Source organism: Burkholderiales bacterium (genome assembly GCA_036262035.1).
GTDB lineage: Bacteria > Pseudomonadota > Gammaproteobacteria > Burkholderiales > SG8-41 > JAQGMV01.
The window spans coordinates 563,190-585,772 of the sequence record DATAJS010000010.1 but is presented as its reverse complement, the minus strand read 5'-3'; the positions used below and the strand labels follow the sequence as shown (position 1 = coordinate 585,772).

Annotated in this window: 12 protein-coding genes; 4 read left to right on the top strand and 8 right to left on the bottom strand. The window is 69.0% G+C overall.

The window, feature by feature from the left end; translation table 11 throughout:
* Nucleotides 1-55: 55 nt before the first annotated feature.
* Complete coding sequence (locus VHP37_10690; protein HEX2826803.1) at nucleotides 56-1,006, top strand: fumarylacetoacetate hydrolase family protein; 951 nt, start codon at nucleotides 56-58, stop codon at nucleotides 1,004-1,006.
* Between the two features lie 93 nt (nucleotides 1,007-1,099).
* Here the strand turns inward: VHP37_10690 and VHP37_10685 are convergent, their stop codons facing one another.
* Nucleotides 1,100-1,354, bottom strand: coding sequence for a hypothetical protein (locus VHP37_10685; protein ID HEX2826802.1), 255 nt, complete (start codon nucleotides 1,352-1,354; stop codon nucleotides 1,100-1,102).
* Between the two features lie 242 nt (nucleotides 1,355-1,596).
* Between VHP37_10685 and VHP37_10680 the strand changes: the two genes are divergently transcribed.
* Entirely contained in the window at nucleotides 1,597-2,409 is an 813-nt protein-coding gene (locus VHP37_10680; GenBank protein ID HEX2826801.1) for a response regulator, read from the top strand.
* Between the two features lie 16 nt (nucleotides 2,410-2,425).
* Here VHP37_10680 and VHP37_10675 read toward each other — a convergent pair whose 3' ends face one another.
* A complete protein-coding gene (locus tag VHP37_10675) occupies nucleotides 2,426-3,100 on the bottom strand; it encodes a GNAT family protein (GenBank protein ID HEX2826800.1) in 675 nt (224 codons plus the stop codon).
* Nucleotides 3,093-3,281, bottom strand: coding sequence for a hypothetical protein (locus VHP37_10670; GenBank protein HEX2826799.1), 189 nt, complete (start codon nucleotides 3,279-3,281; stop codon nucleotides 3,093-3,095). Before VHP37_10670 ends, VHP37_10675 begins: the two co-directional genes overlap by 8 nt.
* 54 nt (nucleotides 3,282-3,335) lie before the next feature.
* Here VHP37_10670 and VHP37_10665 point away from each other — a divergent pair, with 54 nt between their 5' ends.
* On the top strand, nucleotides 3,336-4,421 hold the full coding sequence (locus tag VHP37_10665) for a DUF1615 domain-containing protein (GenBank protein HEX2826798.1): 1,086 nt from the start codon (nucleotides 3,336-3,338) through the stop codon (nucleotides 4,419-4,421).
* A gap of 394 nt (nucleotides 4,422-4,815) precedes the next feature.
* Complete coding sequence (locus VHP37_10660) at nucleotides 4,816-5,802, top strand: tripartite tricarboxylate transporter substrate binding protein (protein ID HEX2826797.1); 987 nt, start codon at nucleotides 4,816-4,818, stop codon at nucleotides 5,800-5,802.
* Between the two features lie 54 nt (nucleotides 5,803-5,856).
* On the opposite strand, the gene VHP37_10655 is transcribed toward VHP37_10660, so the two are convergent.
* The 5 genes from VHP37_10655 to VHP37_10635 form a co-directional block, all read right to left on the bottom strand.
* Complete coding sequence (locus VHP37_10655; GenBank protein ID HEX2826796.1) at nucleotides 5,857-7,665, bottom strand: EAL domain-containing protein; 1,809 nt, start codon at nucleotides 7,663-7,665, stop codon at nucleotides 5,857-5,859.
* Nucleotides 7,662-8,108 (bottom strand): response regulator, encoded by a 447-nt coding sequence (locus VHP37_10650; protein ID HEX2826795.1) that lies wholly within the window; start codon nucleotides 8,106-8,108, stop codon nucleotides 7,662-7,664. Before VHP37_10650 ends, VHP37_10655 begins: the two co-directional genes overlap by 4 nt.
* Nucleotides 8,109-8,160: 52 nt before the next feature.
* A complete protein-coding gene (locus tag VHP37_10645) occupies nucleotides 8,161-11,421 on the bottom strand; it encodes an Hpt domain-containing protein (GenBank protein ID HEX2826794.1) in 3,261 nt (1,086 codons plus the stop codon).
* Complete coding sequence (locus tag VHP37_10640) at nucleotides 11,418-21,572, bottom strand: cadherin-like domain-containing protein (GenBank protein ID HEX2826793.1); 10,155 nt, start codon at nucleotides 21,570-21,572, stop codon at nucleotides 11,418-11,420. Before VHP37_10640 ends, VHP37_10645 begins: the two co-directional genes overlap by 4 nt.
* A gap of 94 nt (nucleotides 21,573-21,666) precedes the next feature.
* Nucleotides 21,667-22,581, bottom strand: coding sequence for an efflux RND transporter periplasmic adaptor subunit (locus VHP37_10635; GenBank protein ID HEX2826792.1), 915 nt, complete (start codon nucleotides 22,579-22,581; stop codon nucleotides 21,667-21,669).
* Nucleotides 22,582-22,583: the final 2 nt, after the last annotated feature.

The following is a 22,583-nucleotide window of genomic DNA, read 5'->3' as shown; positions in this document are numbered from 1 at the left end:
CCGAGGGGCGCACGACAACAACAAGCCGAACAAATCCGCCTACAAAGGAGGGCTCATGAAGCTTGTCATGTTCAACGATTACCGTCTCGGCGTGCTCAAGGGCAACGACGTCGTCGACGTCACCTCGATCGTGCAGAAGATCCCGCATACCGGTCCCGGCGATCTCATGAACAACCTGATCGCGCGCTTCGAGGAGTTCCGCGGGCCGCTGCAGCGCGCCGCCGACAGCGGCAAGGGCGTGCCGGTGACGCAGGTGAAGCTGCGCCCGCCGCTGCCGAAACCGGTCAACATCGACTGCATGGCCGTCAACTACATGGAGGACGGCACGCGCAAGGCGCCGGCACCGATCAACGCCTTCCACAAGTCGCCGGGCTGCATCGTCGGCCACGGCGACACCATGGTGCTGCCCGACATCGCGGCGACGATCTTCGAAGGCGAAGCCGAGCTCGCGCTGGTGATCGGCAAGCGCGCGAGCTTCGTGCCGGCCGCGCAGGCGATGGACTACGTGTTCGGCTACGTCAACTTCATCGACGGCTCCGCGCGCGGCGTGCTGCCCGAAGGCAACACCTTCTACCAGATGAAGTCGCGCGCGACGTTCGCGCCGATCGGGCCCTATCTGGTCACCAGGGACGAGATCAAGGATCCGCAGAAGCTGCAGGTGAAGCTGTGGGTGAACGGCGAGCTCAAGCAGAACTACAACACCGACGACATGGCGCACAGGATCCCGCGCTGCATCGAATGGATCACGACGATCCACGAGCTCGAGCCGGGTGACATTCTCGCCACCGGCACCAACCACCGCGGCCTCTCCGCTTTCCAGGACGGCGACACCGTCGACCTCGAAGTCGAAGGCCTGGGCAAGCTCACGGTGAAAGTGAAGGACGAGCTCAAGCGCACGTGGGCGCGCGAGACGCGGCTCGATCGCGAGGTGAAAGGCCTGAAGGGGACGACGCCGCAGCTGACGGGGAAGTACGCGCCGGCGCGGACAGCGACCGGCCCGGCGTAGGTCAGGCGGTTTTCAAAGGAAGGGAGGTTCAAGGAGGGACACCTTGGTTTCCCTCCTTGGCGTTACCGGTCGAGCGCGCGCGCAGCGCGCGCTTTAGTCGTCGATGAAGCCGCCGCCGAAGGGGAACGGGTCGTGCGGCGTCACCTGCCGCTTGCCCACGCCCCACGACTGCGGTTCCTCGTTGGCGCGGCCGGCGCGCGCCATCTGGTCGGCGAACGAGTCGAGCGCCGGCAGGCTGTAGCTGGCTTCGGCGTCGGAGGGGTACGGTTGATCGACCTCGGCCGCCACCGCGCCCTGCACCGCGAACACAAGCGAAGAAAGCACCACCATCTTCATCGTACGTTTCATGATCAGCTCCTTTGGGTCACGAGCACGCCTCTGCGATGGACAGGGTTTCTACGAGTGAGACGCGCCGTTGACCTCGTAACCCCGATCTATAGTTCTTAACCACTGATGGGACGCATCGTAGGCGGCGTGTTTGCCGGGCGAAATCGGAAAGATCGCCGTCCCCGAATTCCCTATGCGATTCAGCCGTCACACATTCGGGTGATCCCGCATAATGCGGCGATCGTTTTTCCGGATGACCGCACATGAAAGTCCTGATCGCCGACGATGACGAGGTGGCGCGCGCGGCGCTGACCGCCGCGCTGGAGCGCCTCGGACACGAAGTCGTCGCCTGCGAGGACGGCGCGCACGCCTGGCAGCTCCTCGAAGCGCCCGACGCGCCTGCGCTCGCCGTGCTCGACTGGATGATGCCCGCGCCCGACGGGGTCGAGATCTGCCGGCGCCTGCGTGCCCGCAACCGCCGCCCCTATCAATACGTGATCCTGCTCACCTCGCGCGGCCGGGCGTCGGACGTGACCGACGGCTTCGAGGGCGGCGCGGACGACTACCTGCGCAAGCCGCTCGACCCGCGGGAGCTGCGCGCGCGCCTGCACAAGGCCGAGCGGGTGTTACTGCTGCAGGACGAGATGCGCGCGCAGGCGACCATCGACGAGCCGACCGGCCTTTTGAACGGTGCCGGCATCCGCGAGAGGCTCCAGCAGCGGCTGGCCGAATCGGCCAGAACGGGTACGCCGGTCAGCGCGATCGTCGTGCAGCTCGCGGAAGCCGTGGACGACGAGCGCGTGCGCCAGGCGGTGTGGCGCATGACCGCGCACCTGAGGCCCTACGACGAGATGGGCCGCGTGGCCGGCGCGGAATTTCTCGCGGTCCTGCCCGCCTGCGGCAAGGCCGAAGCGACGGCCGCGGCCGAGCGCATGCGCGCCTCGCTCGCCGAGCCGTTCGATCCATCGGTGCAGCCGGTCAGGATTAACGCGAGCGTCGGCGTCGCGACCGCGGACTCGTCGGCGCCGCTCGATGCGGATGCGCTGATCGCGGCGGCGGACGCCGCGCTGGCGTAAGGGCGAACGCGGTCGATCAAACGGCCGATCTGAAGCTCGCCAGCGCGCTGCGCTGCCGACCCTCCCGATCGAAGTTGTCGGGATCGAGCCAGCGCTCGTAGGCCGCCTTGATACGCGGCCACTCGCCGTCGAGCATCGAGAACCACGCGCTGTCGCGGTTTCGGCCTTTGACGACCATGTGCTGCCTGAACACGCCTTCGAAGGTGAAGCCGAAGCGCGCCGCGGCATTCCGCGACGGCTGGTTCAGGTCGTTGCACTTCCATTCGAAGCGCCGATAGCCGAGGTCGTCGAAAGCGTAGCGCGCGTGGAGGAAGAAGGCTTCGGTCGCGATGCGCGTGCGCGCCATGCGCGGGCCCCACAGGATGTTGCCGATCTCGATGACGCCGTGCTCGGGCGTCGTGCGCATCAGCGCCTGCCGCCCTTCCGCGCGCCCGCTCGTGCGGTCGATCACCGCGAAGAACAGGGGATCCTCCGAGCGCGCGGTACGCTCGAGCCACTGCTGGTAGCTCGCGCGGTCCTGCGGTCCGTCGGGAAGCCATCGAAAGCGCTCCTCCGCACCCGGCGCCATCGACGCGTCGAACAGCGCATCGCCGTGCCGCGCCGGGTCCAGCGGCTCCAGCCGGCAGTACCGCCCTTCCAGCGTAATCCGCTCCGGCCGCGGCCGCGTCTGCCAGGTCGAGAGATCAGCCAACGGTCAACTCCTTTTCAGTTGGAAAAAAGTGACGAAAAACGGTGACGGGTAAAGCGGTGGCGAAAAGCGATCGCGCGAGTTCACCCGTCACCTTTCCACGCATCACCGCACCTTCATCCCCGTCTGCCTGATCGGCGCGGAAAGCGCGACCCAAAGCAGCGATAATGCGCGCTGTCTTCATGCCACCCTTCCCCGTTTCTTGCGCGCCCTCATTGTGACACTAGCTTGCGCGGTCGTGGCCGGCTGCGCGAGCGCACCGGAGCCCGCGTCCACGCAGCCGCCCGCCAAGACGATGACGCCGGCCGAGGCGCGCGCCTTCATCGCGCGCGTGCTGCCCGGCGGCGTCACGAATCGTCCCGCATGGGCGACCGACATCTACGCCGCGTTCGCCGCGATGGAGATACCGGCGACGCGCGAGAACGTGTGCGCGGTCGTCGCGATCACCGACCAGGAGTCGAACTTCCGCGTCGATCCGGCGGTGCCGAATCTCTCGCAGATCGCGTGGAAGGAGATCGAGCGCCAGCGCGAGCGCGCCGGCGTGCCCGGCGTGGTGCTGCAGGGCGCGCTCATGATCCCGTCGCCGAACGGCAGGAGCTACCGCGAGCGCATCGACGCGGTGAAGACCGAGCAGCAGCTCTCGGAGATCTTCGATGACTTCATCGGCATGGTGCCGCTCGGCCGCACCTTCTTCGCCGACAGGAACCCGGTGCGCACCGGCGGCCCGATGCAGGTGTCGATCGCGTACGCCGAATCGCACGCGGCTTCGCGGCCCTATCCGTATCCGAAAGCGGGCGCGATACGCAATGAAGTGTTCACGCGGCGCGGCGGCATGTATTTCGGCATCGCGCACCTCCTCGATTATCCGGCGTCGTACGCGAGCCACCTCTATCGCTTCGCCGATTACAACGCGGGGCACTACGCGAGCCGCAACGCGGCTTTCCAGAACGCGGTGACGCTCGTCACCGGCGTGCCGCTCGCGCTCGACGGCGACCTGCTGCGCTACGAGCAGGGCCAGCCCGCCAAAGAGCCCGGCGCGACCGAGCTCGCGACACGCACGCTGGGTAAACGCATCGGCATAAGCGTCGGCGAGATCCGCGACGACCTCGAACAGGGCCGTACTCTCGCGTTCGAGAAGACGAAGCTTTACGCGCGGGTCTTCGCGCTCGCCGACAAAGTCAGCGGCCACCCCGCGCCGCGCGCCGTGCTGCCGAAGATCCTGCTGACCAGCCCGAAGATCACGCGCAAGCTCACCACCGACTGGTTCGCCAATCGCGTCGACACGCGCTATCGCGCGTGCCTCACGCGCGCCGCATCATCGTAGGATCGTCACTTCCGAAGCACGCGCCCGTCATTCCCGCGCACGGGACATCGTCATTCCCGCGAATGCGACAAATCGTCATCCCCTCGAAGGCGGACGATCGTCATCCCCTCGAAGGCGGACGATCGTCATTCCCGCGAAGGCGCATGATCGTCATTCCCGCGAAGGCGGGAATCCATTTCTTGTCGCCGCATCGCACCGTTCACCGTTCACCGTTCGGCGGTTGAAAGTCAAAATGGATTCCCGATCCCCTCCGCTGTCGCGGGTCGGGAATGACGATGAGAAAGGCACGGCGATTGATCTCCGAACCCGCGCGCAATACAGTCGCGTAAGCAAACAGCTTGACGACTGTCGTTTCCAAAAGGGGGAAATGAATCAGAACGAGGAGAGCACTATGATGAACCGCATTCCCCCGAGTCGCATCACGAACGCCATTGCCCTGCTGGGCTTTTGCATCGCCGCCGGGGTCGCGCACGCAGCCGATTCCGCGTACCCGACCCGACCTGTGCGTTTGGTCGTGCCTTTCGCGCCGGGCGGCGGCGTCGACACGACGGCGCGCATCGTCGCCCCGAAGCTGAGCGAATCGATGGGCCAGAACTGGGTGGTGGACAACCGCACGGGCGCCGCCGGCAACATCGGCAGCGAGATTGTCGCGCACGCAAGCCCGGACGGTTACACGGTCTTGTTGGCGCTCGACACCCAGCTCACCGCAAATCCGAGCCTCTACAAGCTGCCTTTCAGCGTCGAAAAAGATCTGCAGCCCGTCGTCATCCTCGCGGTGAGCGACCAGATCGTCGTGGTGCATCCCGGCGTTCCGGCCAAGACGGTCAAGGAGTTCGTCGCGCTGGCCAAGCAGAAGCCCGGCGCGTTCCGTCATGGATCGGCCGGCGTGGGGAGCTCGAACCACCTCGCCGCCGAGCTGTTCAAGAAGACTACCGGCATCGACGTCGTGCACGTGCCGTATAAAGGCGCAGGGCCCGCGCTCGCCGCCATACTCGCGGGCGAGATCCAGATGAACGTCAGCTCCACCGCCTCGACGCTCCCCTTCATCAAGTCCGGGCGCCTGCGCGCGCTCGCAAGCACCGGCGCCAAGCGCGGCCATGCGCTACCGGACCTGCCGACGGTCGCCGAGTCCGGTTATCCGGGATTCGAGGCGATCCAGTGGTACGGCCTGGTGGTGCCGCACGCGACGCCGAAGAGCATCGTCGAGCACATCCACAAGGACTCGGTCAAGGCACTGCAGAACGGCGACGTGCGATCCTCGATGGAGCGCCTCGGCCTGCAACAGGAGCCCAGCACTCCGGAGGAGCTCGTCGCGCGCATCAGGAAAGAGACCGCGACGTGGGCCGGGATCATCAAGAGCGCCGGGATCAGGGTGGAGTAGCGGAACGGATTCCCGATCGCGCGCACGGCGCGCGTCGGGAATGACGAGGCGCTGTTACGCCGCCGCGAGAAACTTCTGCGTGAACTCGGACGCCGGCACGGGCTTGGACTTGAAGTAGCCCTGATACTCGTCGCAGCCCTGCGCGCCGAGGAACGCGAGCTGCGGCTCGGTCTCGATGCCTTCGGCGACGACCGACAGTCCCAGGCTGTGCGCCATGGCGATGATCGCGGTGACGATGGCGGCGCGATCGTCGGGCGCCTTGATCTGCATGATGAACGAGCGGTCGATCTTGAGCTCGTCCAGCGGGAAGCGCGAGAGGTACGACAGCGACGAATACCCCGTGCCGAAATCGTCGATCGAGAGCTTGACGCCCATCGCCTTGAGATCGCGCAGCGTCTCGATGTTCTGCTGCGCGTTCTCCATGATCACGCCTTCGGTGAGCTCGAGGCACAGACGCGAGATGTCGACCTGCGCTTCGCCGAGGATGCGGCTCACCACGGCGGTGAGGTCGCCCTGCCTGAACTGCTGGCTCGACACGTTCACCGACACGCACGGCACGCGGTAGCCCGCTTCCTGCCACTGGCGGATCTGCCGGCACGCGTTCTTCAGCACCCACTCGCCGAGCGGCACGATGAGGCCGTTCTCCTCCGCGAGCGGGATGAACTCGCCCGGCGGCACCATGCCGCGGTCGGGATGCCGCCAGCGCACGAGCGCCTCGGCGCCGACCACCTCGCCGGTCTTCACGTCGACCTTGGGCTGGTAGTGCAGCACGAGCTCGTCACGCTCCAGCCCGCGGCGAAGCTGCGCGGTGAGCTGGAGGCGCTGCAGCGCGCGCGCGTTGAGCTCGCTCGAATAGAAAGCCGAATAGTTCTTGCCGCGCTGCTTCGCGTGCAGCATGGCCGCGCCGGCGTTCTTGAGGATGGTGTCGGCCTCGACGCCGTCGCTCGGGAACACCGCGATGCCGACGCTGCACGTGGCGTTGATCTCGTGACCGGAGAGGTGGAACGGCTCGGCGATCGCTTCGAGCAGCCGCTGCCCGACGTGCGAGGCGTCGTCGCCGCTGCGCACGACCGGCAGCAGCACGGTGAACTCGTCGCCCGACAGGCGCGACAGGCTGGGCCGCGGGCTGTCCTCGTCGAGCCGCCCGACGGTGTCGGTGTTGCGCAGGCACTGCTCGAGACGCTGCGCGACGCCCTGGAGCATCGCGTCGCCGACCGCGGGGCCGAGCGCCTCGTTCACGCGCTTGAACTCGTCGAGCCCGATCTGCAGCACCGCGCCGCTGTGCTTGTAGCGCTCCGCGTGGCGCATGCCCCAGTCGAGCCGCTCCATGAAGGTGTTGCGGTTCGGAAGGCCGGTCAGCAGGTCGTAGTTCGCGAGGCGGTCGCGATACGCTTTCGCCGCGAGCGTGTTGCGCAGGCGCAGCAGCAGCTCGCTCGGATCGACCGGCTTCGCCAGGAAGTCGGTCGCGCCGAGCTCGAGGGCCTGATACTTCACCGCCGCGTCCTTCGACGAGGTCAGGATGATCGTCGGCACGTCGCGCAGGATGTTGCGGTCCGCCATCGCCGCGAGGATCTCGAGGCCGCTCATGCCCGGCATCATCAGGTCGAGCAGCAGCACGTCGGGCCTGCGGTCGACGAGGAGATCGAGCGTCTCGAGCGGGTTCGACGTCGAGACGAAGCGCGTGTAGCCGGCTTCCTCGAGGTGGATCTGCGTGACTTCGATGTTCAGCGGCTCGTCGTCGACCATCATGACGAGCGCGTCGAGGAGCTTCCGGCTCTCCCCGGCGCGGTCGCGCGCCGCGTCCGCGGGCGAGCCTGCCGGCATCGACGGCAGCGGCTCGACCATCGCCCTCACCGCGGTCATCGCGCGTCCCTCACCGGCCAGCGCGCCGCGGCGCCGCCCTGCCAGTACGCCTTGGCCGCGAGCGTGTTGGTCAGGCGCAGCACCAGCTCGCTCGGGTCGAGCGGCTTCATGAGGAATTCGGAGACGCCGAGCGACAGCGCCTTGAGCTTGTTCGCCGGATCGCGCGAGCCGGTGAGCATGATCGTCGGAACGAAGCGCAGCAGCCCGCGCTCTTCCATCAGCGCCAGGATCTCCAGGCCGCTGATGCCCGGCATCATGAGATCGAGCAGCAGCACGTCGGGGCGCGTGCGCTCGATCATGTCGAGCGCCTGCAGCGGATCGGTCGTCGAGGTGAAACGGCTGTAACCCGCGTCGAGCAGGTGCACGCGCGTGACGTCGATGGTGAGCGGCTCGTCGTCCACCATCATGACGAGCGCGTTCGCGAACGTCCGCTGGACGTTCACTGGCCTCTCGTCGTTCTGGATCGTGCGTTTCATCGTCGCCCAGGTGTTGCGGTTACGCCACGGCGGCCGGCTCGTCCGCGGGCGGCGTTTCGAGCCGTCGGGCGAGGCCGCACACTTCCGCCATCACCGCTGGCAGGGCGGTGAGGTTCTTCGTCTTCGCCGCGTCTTCGAGCGCCGCAGCGGGCTCGGTGAAATCGTTGTACCCGACCGTACCGGCGGCGCCCTTGAGCCAATGCGCGAGTGCGGCGAGCTGCGCGAGGTCCTCCGCGGCGTACGCCTCTTCCATCAGCTTGAGCTGCGCGTCGAGGCGCTCGGCGAACTTGCGGATCGCGGGGCGCAGGCGCGGGTTACCCGCGAGGCGTGAGCGCACCGGCTCGCCGGACTCCGGTTTCTGAACAACGGCAGGCGCCATGAGGCCTTGAGCCGCGGGCGGCTCGACCGGTGCGGAAAGCGGAGATTGTGCCGCGACCGGAGCGGCGGCGACACCCGGGGCTTCGATGCGCGACGCGAGGCTGCGGATTTCCTCCATCATCGCGTCGATCGCCTGGAAGTTCCGCGACCTGGCCGCGTCCTCGAGGCCGGCCGCGGGCTCGGTGAAATCGACGTAGCCGACCGTCCCCGCCGCGCCCTTGAGCCAGTGCGCCAGCGCGGCGAGCGCGGCCGCGTCCTGCGCGGCAAGCGCCTGCTCCATGCCCGCGAGCTGCTCCTGCAACCGGCCGGTGAACTTGAGGATCGCCGGGTGCAGGCGCGCATTGCCGGCGAGGCGCGAGCGCACCGGCGCGCCGACGACCTTGAGCACCGGCCGGGCCGGCTGCGCCTGAACCGGCGCAGCCGCATCGGCCGCTACAGCCGGCGCGTCCGGCGTCTCCAGGCGCGAGGCCAGGCTTTTCACCTCGGCCATCATCGTGCGCACCGCGCCCGCGTTGCCGGTCTTCGCCGCGTCCTCCAGCTCCGCCGCGGGCTCGGTGAACTCGTTGTAGCCGACCGTGCCGGCCGCGCCCTTGAGCCAGTGCGCCAGCGCCGCAAGCTGCGCGTAGTCGGCCTGCTCGTGGGCGCGGTCCATGAGCCGCAGCTGCTCGTCGAGCCGGCTCGCGAACTTCACGATCGCGGGCTTGAGTCGCGGATTGCCGGCGAGACGCGAGCGGACCGGCGGGCCGTCGGCGGCGGCCGCAACCTCGGTCTCGACCGACTGCGGCACCGTGATCGTCGCTTTTTCGCCTTCGACGCGGCGGCCTCCCAGCACCTCGGCGAGCGTCTCCATCAGCAGATCGATGTTGATCGGCTTGGCGACGAGCGCGGTGCAGCCGGCGGCGAGCACCTCTTTCTCCGCGCCCTTCATCGCGTTGGCGGTGAGCGCGTAGATGGGGATCGTCACGCCTTCCTCGCGCAGCGTGCGCGTGGCGGTGAAGCCGTCCATCACCGGCATCTGCATGTCCATCAGGACGACGTCGTAGCGGCCCTTGCGCGCCGCCTCGACACCCGCGAGGCCGTTCTCGGCCTCGTCCATGGCGAGACCGGCTTCGGTGAGCACCAGACGCAGCAGCTCGCGGTTCTCCGGGCCGTCGTCGACGACGAGCACGCGCTTGTCCTGCGGGAACGCCCAGCTCGCTTCGCTGGCGTCGCCGCCTTCTTCGAGCTTCGCGGCGAGGTCCTGCTCGGCGAGCATGCGCACGCCCTCGAGCGAGCCGGTATCGACCGTGACCGTGAAGGTGCTGCCTTCGCCGAAGACGCTCGCCACGACGATGTCGCCGCCCAGCGCGCGCGCGAAGCGGCGGCTGATCGTCAGGCCGAGGCCCGTGCCGCCGAAGCGGCGCGTCACCGAGCTGTCGGCCTGGGTGAACGGCTCGAACACGCTCGCGACCTTGTCGGGCTGGATGCCGATGCCGGTGTCCTTCACGTCGATCGCGAGCTTGTCGCCGTCCATCCGCAGCACGACGCCGACCGCGCCTTTCTCGGTGAACTTGATCGCGTTGCCGACGAGGTTCGTCACGATACGCCGCAGGTACGTCGGGTCGGTCGTGATCGTCTCGGGGATCCGGTCGACCACGCCGAACTCGAGCGCGACGCCCTTCTCCTTCGCGCGCACCCCGAGCACGGTCTCGACCTCGTGCGCCAGCGAGTACGGCGAGCACGAGAGCTTCTCGACGTCGAGCTGCCCCGCTTCCACCTTCGACAGGTCGAGGATGTCGTTGATGAGCTCGAGCAGGTGCTTGCCCGAGGAGTGGATCGTCTCCAGGTACTTCTTCGCGTCGCGCTCGTTCTTCGTATACCCGCGCTTGAGCAGCTCCGTGAAGCCGAGGATCGCGTTCATCGGCGTGCGGATGTCGTGGCTCATGTTTGCGAGGAAGTCGCTCTTGGCGCGGTTGGCGGCCTCGGCGCGCTCCTTCGCTTCGGACAGCTCGACCTTGTTGTTCTCGAGCTGGGTCACGTCGTCGAGCGAGATGAGCACGCCCGAGGCGCGGCCGCGGCTGCCGAGCACCGGCGCGCAGTTCACGATGAACGTGCGCTTCACGCCCTCGCCGTCGCGCAGCGCGATCGATTCGTTGGTGACCGCGTTACCCTCTGCCAGCGCCTTGGCCCACGGATGGCTCTCCGCGGCGAGCGGCTCGCCGTCGTTGGTCATCCATTGCAGGCTGGAGACGAGCGTCGCGAGCAGCTTGTCGGGCGTCGTGCCCAGCAGGTTCGCGAACGCTTCGTTCGCGAGCACGATGTTCTGGCGCTTGTCGATGACGAGCAGGCCCTCGGTCAGCGTGTCGAGCGCCGCGCGCACCCGGCCGGGAATCGCGCGCGAGGGATCGAGCTGAGAGAGCACGCGCGCGAGATAGAAATAGAACGAGCAGAAACCCGACAGGCCGACGAAGAGCGCGAGCTGGAGCAAGGCGGTGTCGAACATGCCGCCGCCGAGCGGCGTGTAGCGCAGCTCGAGCTGGCCCCATCGCTGGCCGTTCGACATGATCGGCACTTCGATGTACGCATCGGTCGACTGCCCCGCATGGCCGCGATTCGCTTCGTGGCCGGCGGTCGACACGATCGGCTTGCCTTCGGCGGTGCGCACCGCGGCCGACAACAGGTCGCCGTTGCGTTTGACCGTGAACTGGAGCAGCGCCTCGAGCTGGGGTATGTGCTTGTCCGCGACGAGCACGGTCGCGCTCGCGGCGAGCGTCTCGGCGAAGGTCGCGCGGCCCTGGCGCACCGCGCCGTCGCGGTCCGGGAAGAGGCCGAGCACGCTCGAGACGAGCACGATGCTCGCCGCGAGCGACGCCAGCCCGAAGGCGACGTACGCCCTCGCGTTGAGCTTGAATTTCAGCTTCATACCGCCTCCACCGTGAGCGCGCCGGGCCCGGCGGGCTGGTCGCTGTCCGTCGACGCGACGTTGTTGCGCGCGACCAGCGATTCGAGCGAATCGTCGTCCTCGGCGCCTTCCTCGTCGAGACGCTCGAGGATGGGCAGCGGGTCGACCAGGCGCCACGCCGGCATCGCCGACAGGAACGTCGACACCAGCACGCCGCCGCGCAGCAGCCACACCACGTAACCGACCGAGAGGCTGACCGCCGCCGACGCGCTCGCCGCGACCGTGCTCGCTTCGAGCCGCTGCTGCTCGCGGATGTTGTCGCGCACTTCGTCGAGCTGCTGGACGAGGTGGCGCTTCTCGTTGGCCGCCGCCAGGGCCGACGACGAGCTCGAGCTCGACTGGGTGAGGCCGAACGCCTTGCCGAGGTCCGACATCGTGTCGCCCTGCTGGACCTGAGCCAGCAATAACGGCGCGTCGGAGACCACGTTGAACGCCGGGCCCATCGCGTTGCGGGTTTCGCTGCGCACCTGTCCGTCGAGACGCTGCACGCCGCCGCCCACGCCCTGCACCGTCGCCTCGATGGCGCGCACTTCGGTGGCGCCGACGACGATCGAGGCCGCGCCGCCGGGACCCGCGGGAGCGCCCGCCGCGCCGGCGGCCGCTGCGGCGCCGGCCGCCGCACCGCCCGCGGCGGCGTCCGCCGCGGCGCGCTGCGAGGCGCCCTGCTCGACCGTCTTGCTCGCGCTCTGCGTGGTGCCCGAGGACGGCTTGTCCGACGAGGACGACGATGACGACGAGCTGCCGCTCGACGTGCCCGACGAGCCGCCGGAGGACGTCCCCGACGACGTTCCGGACGGAGTGCTCGAAGACGGCGTCTGCGAGATCGTCTGCACCGGCGGCGGCGTCACCGTCACGGGCGGGGCCGTCACCGGCATGACCGGCGGCGTCTCGACGACGACGATCGGCGCGATCCGCGGCGTCACGTTGAACGCGACCGTGCGGGCGACCGTGTCGACGTTGAGTCCGGCGGCGCCGCTGTCCTGCACCTTGAAGCTGAAGCTCGCGTAGGCGTTGCCGCTGCCGCCCGCGGACGGAGTGTAGACGAGCCTGCCGGCGTTGATGTCGGCGAGGCTCACGAACTGTCCCGCCGTCACCGCCGTGCCGCCGAGTGTGAGCGTGCCCGCACCCGGCGTGGCCGAGATGTTCACGCCGACGAACGTATGCCCCGGATGGTCGGCATCGTCGCTGAAGCCGAACGACGACGCGGCGAGCGCGTAGCTCCCGTCCTGGTTCAGCGTCGCCGTCGTGCTGCGACCGGTCGGCGCGTCGTCGACCGCGGCGACGTCGATGCTCACCCGGTGCGCGACCGTATCGAGGTCGATGCCGCCGTTCGCGGTGCCGCCGTCGTCCTGGACCTGGAACGTGAAGCTCGCGTAACCCGCGCCGTTGCCGTTCGCGCCCGGCGTGTAGACGAGCTTGCCGGCCGCGATGTCCGCCGCGCTCACGAACTGGCCGGCGGCGACCGCCGAGCCGTTCAGCGTGAGCGTGCCGGCGCTCGGCAGCGTCGAGATCTTCACCGCGAGCAGGCCGTGGCCTTCGACGGCGTCGCCGAAGCCGAAGGTCGCGGCAGGCACCACGATCGCCGTGTCCTCGACCGCGGCGAGCGCAGCGTCGGCGCCGCTCGGCGCGTCGTTCACGGGCAGCACGTTGATCGTCAGCAGGCGCTCGATCGAATCGGTGTCCGCGCCGCCGCCGTCGTCCTGCACGAGGAACCCGAAGGTCGCGTAGGCGGCGCCGCTTTCGTTCGCGAGCGGCGTGTAGACGAGGCGCCCCGCCGCGAGGTCGGCCGCGCCGATCGACTGTCCCGCAGTCACCGCGACACCGTTCAGCGCGAGCGTCCCGGTCACGGGCACGGTCGTGATGGTCACCGCTTTCAGCGCGTTCGCCGGCGCATCCACCGGATCGGTGAAACCGAAGGCGGCGGCGTTGAGGACCAGCGAACCGTCCTCGTTCATCGTGACCGTCGCGCTCGTGCCGACCGGCGCGTCGTTCACCGCCGTCACGTCGAGCGTGAACGTGCGGGCGATCGCGTCGATATCGGAACCGCCGTTCGTGACGCCGCCGTCGTCCTGCACCTGGAACGAGAAGCGCGCGTACGCCGCGCCGCCGGCGTTGGCTGCGGGCGCATACACCAGCTTGCCCGCCGCGATGTCCGCCGCGGCTATCGTCTGCCCCGCGCTGACCGCGACGCCGTCGAGCGTGAGTCCGCCGGCGGTCGGCAGCCCGTCGATGCGCACCGCGCGGAAGCCGTTGCCCTCGGCCGGATCGCTGAAGCCGAAATCGGCGACCGCGAAGGTGTAGCTCGTGTCTTCGTCGATGCGCGCGGTGCGGTCCGCACCCGACGGCGCGTCGTTCACCGGGCGCACGTTGAAGGTGATCGTGTTCTCGCTCTGGTCGAGATCGAGGCCGCCGTTGGCGGTGCCCCCGTCGTCCTGCACCTGGAACGTGAAGCTCGCGTAGCCGTTGCCGCTGGCGTCGGCGTCCGGCGCGTAGACGAGCCTGCCCGCCGCGAGATCGGCGACCGACACGGACTGACCCGCGGTCACCGCGACGCCGTTCAGGGTGAGCGTGCCCGCGCTCGGCAGCGTGGTGATGCGCACCGCCGCGAAGTTGTTGAGCAGCACGTCGTTCTCGTCCGAATAGCCGAACGTGGCCGCGTCGAAAACGAAGCGACCGTCTTCGTTCATCTGCACCGTGGCGTCGGTGCCGGTGGGCGCGTGGTTGATCGCGCCGATGTCGACGATGAGGGTGTTCGGCGTGGGGTCCATATCGATGCCGCCGTTCGCAGTGCCGCCGTCGTCCTGCACCTGGAACGTGAAGCGGCCGACGCCGAGCCCGCTCGTGTTCGCCGGGGGCGCATAGACGAGCTTGCCGGCGGCGAGGTCGGCCGCGCTCACCACCTGTCCCGCGACGACCGCCGCGCCGTTCAGCGTGAGCGACCCGGCGGTCGGCAGCGACGCGATCTTCACCGCCAGCAGCGCGTTGCCGTCCCGCGCGTCCGAGAAACCGAACGCCGTGGCGGTGAACACGAAGGGCTCGTTCTCCAGCGTTCCGACGGACGTATCGGAGCCGCGCGGCGTATCGTTGACCGCGGTGACGTCCATACGCATCGTGCGCGCGAGCGGGTCGGTATCGATGCCCGCGTTGGCCGTGCCGCCGTCGTCCTGCACGCGGAAGGTGAACGCGGCATAACCGGCGCCGTTCGCATTGGCGGCCGCGCGGAAGGTGAGCCTGCCGGCCGCGATATCGGCGGCGCTCACCGACTGGCCTGCAACGACTGCGACGCCATTGAGCGCGAGCGAGCCGGCGCCGGGGACCGTCACGACCTTCACCGCGAAGAGGTTGTTCGCGCCGCCGTCCGCGGTGTCGGTAAAGCCGAAGTCGGCGAGCGCGAACGCGCGCGTGGTGTCTTCGAGCAGCGTCACGGTGTTGTCGGCGCCGCGCGGCGCGTCGTTCACCGCGGTGACGTCGAAGGTGAAGGTGCGAGCGACCGGATCGAGATCGACGCCGCCGTTGGCGGTGCCGCCGGTGTCCTGCACCTGGAAGGTGAAGCCCGCATAGCCCGCGCCGTTCGCGTTCGCCGCCGGGCGGTAGACGAGGTTGCCGTCGGTGATGTCCTTCGCCGTGACGAGCTGGCCGGCGGTGACCGTGTTGCCTTTGAGCGTCAGCGTGCCGGCGGTCGGCAGCGTGGTGATCTTCACCGCTTTCAGCTTGTCGTCGGGCGTATCGTGCGTATCGGCGAAGCCGAAGCTCGCCGAGCTGAAGACGTACGAGCCGTCCTCGAGCACGGTCTGCGTGGTGCTCGCGCCGGTCGGCGCGTCGTTCACCTCGGTGACCTTGATCGTCATCGTGGCCGCGGTGGGATCGAGATCGATGCCGCCGCCCGTCGTGCCGCCGTTGTCCTGGACCTGGAACGTGAAGCTCGCGTAGCTGTTGCCGCTCGCATCGGCGCCCGGCGTGTACACGAGCTTGCCGGCGGCGATGTCGGCGGCCGAGACGAACTGTCCTGCCGTGACCGCGACACCGTTCAGCTTGAGCGAGCCCGCGGCCGGCACGGTGGTGATGCGCACCGCGTTGAGCGCGTTCGCGCCCGAGTTGGACACCGCATCGGTCGCATCCGAGAAACCGAAATCGGCGGCGCCGAAGACGTATGCGGTGTCTTCGAGCGTGGTCACGGTCTTGTTCGCACCCGCCGGCGCGTCGTTTACCGGCAGGACCGTGAGGTCGCTGCTCGCGGTCGCGGTGCTGAACGCGGTGGCGCCGCCGCTGCCCGGGGCGGTCGCCGAGACCTGCAGCGTGCCGATGTACACCGTGCCCGCCTTGTTGTCGGGCGTGGTCACCTCGAAGCGGATGCGGGTGTTCGCCGAGCGGAATGCGCTGATGTCGCCGGACGCAGTGCCGATGCCGGCGTTCGTCGCGGTGAACGCGCCGATCGTCGTATAGCTCGCGCCGCCGTTCGACGAGACCTGGATCGTGATGACCGCGTCGTCGTTGGAATTGAGCGAGTTGACGTAGGTGAACGAGAGCGTCGCGCCGGTCGTGCCGGAGAGGTCGAGCTCGCGGTAGATGCCGGCCGCGGACTTCCCGCTGATCTCGAGCAGGCCGTTGCGCACGCGGATGCGGCCGCCGTTGGGGTCCTGGTCGGCATCGCTCCACGAGCCGCTCCAGACCGCGGTGCCGTCGTTGTTCGAGTACGAGACCGTGCTGAAGTTGTCCTGGAACACCGGGTTCGAGATCGTCGGCGCGACGCCGCCGTTGACACCGGTCGTGCGGTCCCAGGCGCGGAAGGTGATGCCGTTGGCGACCGTGCCGTTCCAGTTCGCGTCGGGCACGAAGCGCACCCGCGCGTCGGCCGCGAGCAGGCGCGCGCTGCCGGACGTCGTCAGGCCGAAGTCGCTCCAGGTCGTGCCGCCGTTGATCGAGTACTGCCACGTGCCGTGGGTGTCGTCGACGGCGGTCACCGCGATGCCCGACAGCGCGCCCGCGTCGACGTCGCCGAAGCGGCCGGCGATCAGGGTCGACACCTGCGTGCCGGTGTTGCCCGTCGCGTCTTCGTTGATCGAGGTGAGATCGTTCGCGCCGTTGAGGGTCGGCGCGTCCTGCACCGCCGTCACGTTGACCGTCATGGTGCGCGCGGTCGGATCGAGGTCGATGCCGCCGTTCGCCGTGCCGCCGTCGTCCTGCACCTGGAAGGTGAAGCTCGCGTAACCGGTGCCGTTGGCGTTCGCCGTCGGGGTGAACTTGAGCTTGCCCGCCGCGATGTCGGCGGCGGTGACGAACTGCCCCGCGGTCACCGCGACGCCGTTCAGCGCCAGCGTGCCCGCGGTGGGCAGTGTCGCGATCTTCACCGCTTTGAGCCCGTGCGCGTTCGCGTCGGTCGCGTCGGCGAACCCGAAGTGCGCGGTCGTGAACGTGAACGTGGTGTCTTCGTTCGTGGTCACGGTGTTGCTGGTTCCGGTCGGCGCGTCGTTCACCGCGGTGACGTTGAACGCCAGGGTGCGCGCGGTCGCGTCGAGGTCGACGCCGTTGTTGGCCGTACCGCCGTCGTCCTGCACCTGGAAGGTGAAGCTCGCATAGCCCGTGCCGTTGGCGTTCGCCGCGGGGTTGAACCTGAGCTTGCCCGCAGTCACGTCCGCAACCGTCACGAACTGGCCCGCGGTCACCGCGACGCCGTCGAGCGTGAGCGTACCGGCGGTGGATAGCGTGGTGATCTTCACGGCCTTGAAACCGTTCGCGTCGATCGCGTCGGCGAAACCGAAGTCCGCGGTTCCGAAGGTGAAGGCGGTGTCTTCGTTGAGGGTGACGGTTTTGCCCGTGCCGGTCGGCGCGTCGTTCACCGCGGTCACGTCGATCGTCATGGTGCGCGCGGTGGCATCGAGATCGACGCCTGCGTTGTCGGTGCCGCCGGTGTCCTGAACCTGGAACGTGAAGCTCGAATAGCCGGCGCCGTTCGCGTTCGCGGCTGCGGCGAAGCGCAGCTTGCCCGCGGTGATGTCCGCCGCGCTCACGAACTGCCCCGCCGTCACCGCGACACCGTCGAGCGTCAACGTGCCGGCGGTGGGCAGCGACGAGATCTTCACCGCGGCCAGCGTGTTCGCGCCCGCATCGGCGGCATCGCCGAAACCGAAGTGCGCGGTCGTGAACGTGAACGGCACGTCCTCGTTCGCCGTCACCGTAGTGCTCGTGCCGGTGGGCGCGTCGTTGACCGCGGTGACGTCGACCGTCATGGTGCGCGCGACCGCGTCGAGGTTGACGCCGCCGTTCGCGGTGCCGCCGTCGTCCTGCACCTGGAACGTGAAGCTCGCGTAGCCGGTACCGTTCGCGTTCGACACCGGGTTGAACTTGAGCTTGTTCGCGGCGATATCGGCCGCGCTCACGAACTGGCCGGAGGTGACCGCAACGCCGTCGAGGGTCAGCGTGCCCGCCGTCGGCAGCGACGAGATCTTCACCGCGTTCAGGCCGTTGGCGCCGCCGTCCACCGGATCGGTCAGGCCGAACGAAGCGATCGTGAAGGTGTACGGCGAGTCTTCCAGCGTCGTCACGGTGTTGCTCGTGCCCACCGGCGCATCGTTGACCGGGTTCACGACGATGCCGCTCGACGTGGTCGCATCGCTGAGCGCGCTCGCGCCGCCGACGCCGCCGCCGACGGTCGCGATCTGCAGGTTGTCGACGAAAACGCTGCGCACCGGCGAGGACGTCGCGGTGACGTTGAACCGCACGCGCGTGTTCGCCGAGAGGTACGGCGTGAGGTCCGCGCTATACGTTCCGGTTCCGGTGAGAGACGCCGAAGTGAAGCTCGCGAGCGTGGTGTAGCTGGATCCGCCGTTGTTCGAGACCTGGATCGCGACGGCGGTCGCATCGCCGCCGGGGATCGTGTTCCGGTACGCGAACGACAGCGTCGCCGAGGTCACCGACGAGAGATCCGCCTCGCGGTAGATGCTCTCGAGACCGTTGCCGCGGATCTCGAGCTCGCCGCCGGCCACCTTGATGCGTCCGCCGCTCGCGCTGCCGTCGCCGTCGACCCACGAGCCTGCCCAAGCGCGGGTGCCGTCGCTGTTCGAGTACGAGACGCTGTCGAAGTTGTCGCGGAACGTCGGGTTGGCGATGGTCGACGCGACACCGCCCGCCACACCGGTCGTGCGATCCCACGCGCGGAAGGTGAGGCCGTTGGCCACCGTGCCGTTGAAGTTCGCGTTGGGCACGAAGCGCACCAGAGTGCTCGCGTCCGCCGCGAGCAGGCGCACCGAGTTCGCCGGCAGGGTCGTGAACGCGTTCCACGCGCCGCCGCCGTTGGTCGAGTATTGCCACGTGCCGTTGGTGTTGTCCCACGCGCTCACCGCGATGCCGCCGACGGCGCCGCCGTCGTTGTCGGCGACCTTGCCCGAGATGAGCGCCGACACGAGCGTGCCCGCGGGATTGGTCACGTCTTCGTTGATCGCAGCGAGATCGTTGGCGCCGTTGAGCACCGGCGCGTCCTGCACGTCGGTCACGTTGATCGTCATCAGGCGCGGGGTCGGATCGAGGTCGACGCCGCCGTTGCTCGTGCCGCCGTTGTCCCGTACCTGGAACGTGAAATTGGCGTAGCCCGCGCCCCACGCGTTGAGCGGCGCCTGATACGCGAGTTTGCCGGCCGTGATGTCGGCCGCGTCGATCGTCTGCCCCGCGATGACCGCAACGCCGTTGAGCGCGAGGGTTCCGGAGAGCGGCGGCGTGCCGATCTTCACGCCGAGCAGGACATTCGAATCGATCGCGTCGGTGAAACCGAAATCGGCGGCCGAGAACACGAACGGCGTGTCTTCGATCGCCGTGACCGTCTTGGCCGCGCCCGACGGCGCATCGTTCACCGCCGCGACGTCGATGGTCATGGTGCGCGTCGTCGGATCGAGGTCGACGCCGCCGTTCGCGGTGCCGCCGCTGTCGCGCACCTGGAAGGTGAAGCTCGCGTATGCCACGCCGTTCGCGTTCGCCACCGGCGTAAACACGAGCTTGCCGGCGGCGATGTCGGTCGCGAGCACGACCTGGCCCGCGGTCACCGCCGCGCCGTTCAAGCGCAGCGCGCCCGCACCCGAGACGGTGCCGATCTTCACCGCGTCGAGCGTATGGCCGTCGCCGTCGCTGAACGGGAAATCGGACGCGAGGAAGACATACGGCGTGTCTTCGACGGCGGAGACGGTGTGATCGGCGCTGCCCGGCGCGTCGTTCACCGAGGTGACGTCGAAGGCGATCGTGTTCGGCGTGGGGTCGAGGTCCACGCCGCCGTTGGCGTTTCCGCCGGTGTCCTGCACCTGGAAGGTGAAGCTCGCGTACGCCGCGCCGCTCGCATCGGCGGCCGGCGTGTATACGAGCTTGCCCGCGTTGATATCGGCGACGTCGACGCTCTCGCCCAGAGTGACCGCGATGCCGTCGCGCGTGAACGAGCCCGCAGCGGGCAGCGTTGCGATCTTCACCGCTTTCAGGGCGTCGCTTTCGACGGCGTCGCTGAAGCCGAAATCGGCGGCGGTCAGCGTGCGCACGCCGTCCTCGAGCATCGTGATCGTCTTGTCGGCGCCCGCCGGCGCATCGTCGACCGGCAGCACCGTGATCGCGCTCGACGCGGTGGCGCTGCTGAACGCGGTATCGCCCCCGTTCGCCGGGCGGTCGAAGGCGATCTGCAGGTCGTCCACGGTCAGGTTGCCGCCACCGCCCAGCACGCCGCTGATCGTGAACTTGATGCGCGTGTTGACCGCGGCGAATCCCGAGAGGTCGAAGCTCGCATTGCCGGCCGCCACCGAGCCCGTGAGCGAAGTGTAGTTCGCGCCGCCGTCGCTGGAGACGTCGAGCGCGACCGACGCGAGCACGAGCGCGTTGGTGGCCCTGAACGTCAGCGTCGCGCCGCTCGTGCCGGACAAGTCGACTTCGCGCGCGATGCTGCTCGTGGCAAGGAGCGAGCCGTCGAACCTGAGCGCGCCGCCGTTGATGCTGATCTGGCCGCCCGCCGCGCTGCCGTCGCTGTCGATCCAGTCGGCGCTCCAGTTCATCGTCCCGTTGTTCTGGTCGTACGACGCGACGTCGAAGGCGTCTTTCACCGTATTGCTGACGAAATCGGTCGGAGCGGTGCCGCCGACCGTGCCGCTCGTCTGGTCCCACGCGCGGTAGGTGATGCCGTTCGCGACGGTGCCGTTCCAGTTCGCGGTCGGCACGAAGCGCACCTTGTTCGATGCGTCGAGCAGAAGCGCGGCGTGCGGAGTAACGCCCGAGATCGCATTCCACGAGCCGCCGTTGTCGAGCGAGTACTGCCACGTGCCGTGGGTGTTGTCGACCGCGGTGATCGCGATGCCTTGCAGGGCGCCCGGATCGCCGTCGGTCACCTGTCCGAGGATGAGGTCCGCGACAGTCGTGCCGTCGTTGGTCGCGGCGTCCTCGGCTATCGACGTGAAGGGGTTCGCGCCGTTGAGTACCGGCGCCGAGCCGAGCACACCCTGCCATTGCGCGCTCGCGCTCAGCGCACCCGCGGTCTCGATGGCGCCCGCATGGTATTCGAGGTCCCAGTCGCCGCCGAGCTGCGCGGCGCCGGTGGTGTCGGTGCTCGCCGCGACGTCCGCGCCGGTGAGCTTCGCAAGCTCCTGCAGCATCGCGCGCCCGTCCTGCGTCTGCGCGACGTCGCAGCCGTAGATCAGGATGTCTGCATCGTCCGCGAGCGCCGCACCCCAGCGCGCGATCTCGTCGCGGCGCGCGGCGATGCCGGCGAGGTCGAGCGTGTCGCGGCCGAGGTAGACCACGCCGTCCTTGCCGTGGGACACGATGTGCAGCGCGTCGATGTCGCTGCGGCCGGCGAGCGCGTCGGTGACGCGCCTCGCGCCGTCGCCGGGACGCAGCACGAGCACGTCGATGTCGCGCGTGTCGTCGCCGGACGCGAGGATGTCGTCGACGAGCTTCTGGTAATCCGGAATCGCGCTGTCGACCACGACGAGCTCGTGGCGGCGCTCGTCGTGCTGCTGGGTCGCCGGCATCTGCGCGACGGGCGGGCTCTCGACGACGCGCATCTCGATCTGCGAGGCACCGACGTCGGCGGTGACGAAAGGCGCGAGGTCCGCCGAGTGCAGGATGCGCGGCTCGACCTCCTCGACGTTCATGCGGCGGGGTGCAGAAGCGCCGACAGCGCGCGGGGTCACCGCACGCTGCAGGAGGCGCATGAACACACCCGCGGGGGGCACGGTCTCGCGAGCCTTAGTTCTTGGCGTCGGCCATGCGCGAATCGACCCGCAGCGACGCCTGCTGCGGGCGCACGCTCGCGGCGGCGCGCTTCTCGGACGCCGGCGCCGGGGCCGCGGCTTCGACGCCCGGCAGCTCGGCGCGGCAGCGCAGGCCCGAAGGCACCGCGCCGTTGGCGTTCGGCAGCTCCGCGCGAACGCGGAAAGTGTTGCTCGCCGCGTCGATGATCTTGTCGACGAGGACGACCTTGGTGTCGAGCTTGGTCGCGTTCGGCAGCTCGGGCAGGATCTGCGCGGGCATGCCTTTCTTGACCGAGCCGTAGAGCGCCGCCGGCGCGACGATCTCGACGCGCAGCGGATCGACGCGCGCGATACGGAACAGCGGCTTGACTTCCACGCGCTCGCCGGCGTTGACGAAGCGGTCGGCGACGATGCCGGAGAACGGCGCGCGGATCTGGCGCAGGCTGAGTTGGGCGTGGGCGGTCTGCAGCTCCTGCTGCGCGACGCGCTTCTGCTCGCGGGCCTGGGCGAGGCGCTGCTCGGCGACGCTCGCTTCGGCGCGGACCTGGTCGAGCGCCTGCGCCGACACGAACTTCTTCAGCATCAGCTCTTCGGTGCGCGCGAGCTTCTGCTTCTGGAAGTCGTAGTTGGCGGCGGCGGCCTGGACGTCGGCGTCGGCCTGGGCGCGCACTTCCGCCGCGCCCACGCTCGCACGCTCGACGTTGGCGCGCAGCTGCGCGAGGAGCTGGCCCTGGCGCACCACGTCGCCGCGGTCGACGAGCACCTGCTCGACGACGCCGATCACCGGCGTGCCGACTTCGGCGACCCTGTCGGGCTCGATCACGCAGCGCAGCGGCGCGGGCTGGGCCGCGTGGGCCGGCGCCGCTACAGCCGCGAAAGCGAGCGTCAGCATCGCTACGATGTTCTTCATGG

Excerpts from the sequence above, each read along its gene's own strand:
- VHP37_10690 (HEX2826803.1), top strand. The coding sequence starts at position 56 with ATGAAGCTTGTCATGTTCAACGATTACCGTCTCGGCGTGCTCAAGGGC.
- VHP37_10645 (HEX2826794.1), bottom strand. The coding sequence starts at position 11,421 with ATGAAGCTGAAATTCAAGCTCAACGCGAGGGCGTACGTCGCCTTCGGG.
- VHP37_10680 (HEX2826801.1), top strand. The coding sequence starts at position 1,597 with ATGAAAGTCCTGATCGCCGACGATGACGAGGTGGCGCGCGCGGCGCTG.
- VHP37_10670 (HEX2826799.1), bottom strand. The coding sequence starts at position 3,281 with ATGAAGACAGCGCGCATTATCGCTGCTTTGGGTCGCGCTTTCCGCGCC.
- VHP37_10655 (HEX2826796.1), bottom strand. The coding sequence starts at position 7,665 with ATGACCGCGGTGAGGGCGATGGTCGAGCCGCTGCCGTCGATGCCGGCA.
- VHP37_10635 (HEX2826792.1), bottom strand. The coding sequence starts at position 22,581 with ATGAAGAACATCGTAGCGATGCTGACGCTCGCTTTCGCGGCTGTAGCG.
- VHP37_10640 (HEX2826793.1), bottom strand. The coding sequence starts at position 21,572 with ATGAACGTCGAGGAGGTCGAGCCGCGCATCCTGCACTCGGCGGACCTC.
- VHP37_10660 (HEX2826797.1), top strand. The coding sequence starts at position 4,816 with ATGAACCGCATTCCCCCGAGTCGCATCACGAACGCCATTGCCCTGCTG.
- VHP37_10685 (HEX2826802.1), bottom strand. The coding sequence starts at position 1,354 with ATGAAACGTACGATGAAGATGGTGGTGCTTTCTTCGCTTGTGTTCGCG.